The organism is Paenibacillus cookii, from assembly GCF_018333375.1.
Classification (GTDB): Bacteria; Bacillota; Bacilli; order Paenibacillales; family Paenibacillaceae; genus Paenibacillus_AQ; species Paenibacillus_AQ cookii.
The window spans coordinates 1-2969 of the sequence record NZ_BORW01000075.1 but is presented as its reverse complement, the minus strand read 5'-3'; the positions used below and the strand labels follow the sequence as shown (position 1 = coordinate 2969).

General features: G+C 54.3%; 4 protein-coding genes. 2 read left to right on the top strand and 2 right to left on the bottom strand.

What is annotated here, in order from left to right:
* Positions 1 to 148 precede the first annotated feature (148 nt).
* A complete protein-coding gene (locus KI367_RS26525) occupies positions 149 to 505 on the bottom strand; it encodes a lysoplasmalogenase family protein (RefSeq protein ID WP_052146765.1) in 357 nt (118 codons plus the stop codon).
* Positions 506 to 725: 220 nt separating this feature from the next.
* Between KI367_RS26525 and KI367_RS26520 the strand changes: the two genes are divergently transcribed.
* Entirely contained in the window at positions 726 to 1757 is a 1032-nt protein-coding gene (locus tag KI367_RS26520; protein WP_052146766.1) for a tetraprenyl-beta-curcumene synthase family protein, read from the top strand.
* A gap of 19 nt (positions 1758 to 1776) precedes the next feature.
* Positions 1777 to 2745, top strand: a complete 969-nt coding sequence (gene pfkA / locus KI367_RS26515; RefSeq protein ID WP_212953271.1) for a 6-phosphofructokinase — start codon at positions 1777 to 1779, stop codon at positions 2743 to 2745.
* A 137-nt stretch (positions 2746 to 2882) separates the two neighbouring features.
* Here pfkA and KI367_RS27785 read toward each other — a convergent pair.
* Positions 2883 to 2969 (bottom strand): IS3 family transposase (locus KI367_RS27785; protein WP_212953274.1); only part of this gene is annotated, 87 nt, incomplete at its 5' end.

Genomic DNA, 2969 nt, shown 5'->3' with positions numbered 1-2969 from the left:
GCGAAAGGGCTGAAAAGTTTGCTTTCTCGTTACTTGGAACTTCGTTAACCTTTTGGAACCGCCGTATGCGGACCCGCATGTACGGTGGTGTGAGAGGACGGGGGTTTGCCGCCCCCTTCTACTCGATGTTCGGCTTAGGGAGTTCCGGCTATTGAATCGTGACGTCCCGTTTGCCGTGCGCTGCTCCGGATTGATGCCGTATGCTGCCGGCAAGCAAAAATTGCGCGACATAGTAGGTTCCCATAATCAGCACGTCCGAATAAGCGATATCCGAAACGAACATGTTCCAGGAGAGGAAGGAGTCGCTCGCGATAAACAGCAGCGCCCCCGTCCCGCATCGCCAGTTTCCCGTCATGACGGCGAAGAACCCCATGAGCATGATGACGGCCACATATAAAAAGACCGGAACGACCAGGTCTCCTTGTCCGCCGGAGGTCAAGCCGCCATGCAGCTTCCAGCCCATAAACGCGGCATAACCGGCAAGCGGGAGCGATTTTCTGGCCAAGCGGCATACCTCCCTCGCAAAAACGGACTTTGGTTGAAATATAAGCGTTTTCATTGAAAATAAAGGCGTTGAACGTGATCTAGTTTATTTGTACTATTTTAAGGTCCATATTATAATAAGAAACATTAGGATTGACACAAGTAGACAACAATGTGGAGGCACCGTCTTGAATGAAAATAGGCAAAGTCAATATCAAGTTCCCCGGAACCCTATAAGCTTGATGGGACGAGTGTATAAGCATATTCTGCCTGAAGTGCGGAAAGAGCTGAACGGATGGCGGAGTCTGGCGAAAAAAATACCTGACCCGGAACTGCGGAAACAAGCGCTTGCCAGCATCGAGACCAAACAATTTCATTGCGAGGGCGGAGGCGTTTATGCCGCGGTCCCGCTGCCGGACAGGCTGATTCTAACGAAGCTTATCGTCGCCTACCAGACGATCAGCGACTATCTGGATAATCTATGCGACCGCAGCACCTCCATGGATCCGGAGGATTTTAGGCTTCTCCACCGGTCCATGCTGGATGCTACCGATCCGGAGGCAGAGCCGGTGAATTATTACGCGCTGCGCCTGGAGCAAAACGACGGCGGTTATCTGCGCAGCCTGGTCACGACATGCCAGGACTGCATCCGCCAGCTCCCCGGCTACGCGTCCGCCATGCCCTATGTCCGGGATCTGGCCGGCTTGTATACCGACCTACAGGTCTACAAGCATATCCGGCCCGAACTAAGGGAGCAGGCATTGCTGGAGTGGTGGGAGCAGCACCGTGAACGAACCCCCCATCTCCAGTGGAACGAATTCGCCGCGGCTACGGGGTCGACGCTGGGCGTATTCATGCTTTTTCTTGCCGCAAGTGACCGGCACTTGAGCGATGCGGCTGCGGCCTCCATTCATGCGTCATACTTTCCACATGTTTGCTGTCTGCACATTATGCTGGATTACCTGATTGATCAGGAAGAGGATCGGCTTGGCGGAGACTTGAACTTTTGCAATTATTATGAATCTCCCGAAACCATGCTGGACCGGATCGCCTTGATCGTCGGATTGGCGCGAAAGGATGTTCAGGCCATTCCCGTTCCGCCGTTTCACCGGATGATTATTGAGGGATTGTTGGCCATCTATTTGTCCGATCCGAAAGTCAGCGAGCAGCAGGAAGTTCGCTCCGTGTCCAAGCGCTTGATGAAGGGAAGCCCGCTGACCCGGCTCTTTTTCTTCGTCAACAGCCGCTGGATCCGCAAACATTTGTATGAGTGATTACGAGGAGGAATTTTTCATGACAGTGAAAAAGATTGCAGTTCTAACCAGTGGCGGGGACTCCCAAGGGATGAACGCGGCCGTTCGTGCGGTTGTCCGCAGCGGGCTTTATTTTGGGCTTGAAGTGTACGGCATTCAACGCGGCTACCAGGGACTGCTGAACGACGACATTTTTTCGATGGATCTGCGCAGCGTAGGCGACATCATCCACCGCGGCGGAACCATCCTGCAATCTGCGCGCTGCAAAGAATTCATGACGCCCGAAGGGCAGCAAAAGGGTGCCGAAATCCTGAGAAAACGCGGCATCGACGGCCTGGTCGTCATCGGCGGGGACGGTTCTTACCACGGAGCCAACAAGCTGAGCAAGCTGGGCATCAAAACGATGGCCCTGCCCGGCACGATCGACAACGACATTTCTTTCACGGATTATACGATCGGCTTTGACACCGCGGTAAGCATCGTCGTGGACGCCGTGAACAAACTCCGCGACACGATGTCTTCCCACGAGCGTTCCTCCATCGTCGAGGTCATGGGCAGACATTGCGGGGACATCGCCCTTTATGCGGGCCTGGCTTCGGGCGCGGAAACGATTCTCGTGCCGGAAGTTCCGCATGACATGGACGAAATTACCGCACGGATGGAGCAAAGCTTCGCGCTTGGCAAACGCCACAGCATCGTGATTGTGGCGGAAGGGGTCGGAAGCGGCGAAGACGTGGCGAAGGCGCTCACCGACCGCTGCCCGACGCTCGAACCGCGCGTGACGTGCCTCGGCCATATCCAGCGCGGGGGAACGCCGACGCCAGCCGACCGGAACCTGGCCAGCCGCCTTGGCGATTTTGCCGTGCGCAAGCTGATCGAAGGAGAATCCGGCAAAGCCTGCGGCATCATCAAAGGCGAACTTGTTCTGACGGACATCGACAAAGTCGTCAACACCAAAAAAGAATTCAACATGGAGCTTTACGAGCTGGCATCCCGTCTTTCGCAATAATGACGGGGGTTGGCGGCAAAACCAAAAAGCCGTCCCGCAGGTCAATCTGAAGTGCTCCCTGTCAAGTGGACAGTGTAAAAAACAAAAATAGTTCATTTAGATCCCTCAGTTTGTTTAACGGAACTGAGGGATCTTCCTTATGCAACTCGCCTGTATTCGTTGGGTGACAGACCCTCTAAACGTTCTGTATAGCGATGGTTATTGTAATAGCGAATATAATTGCT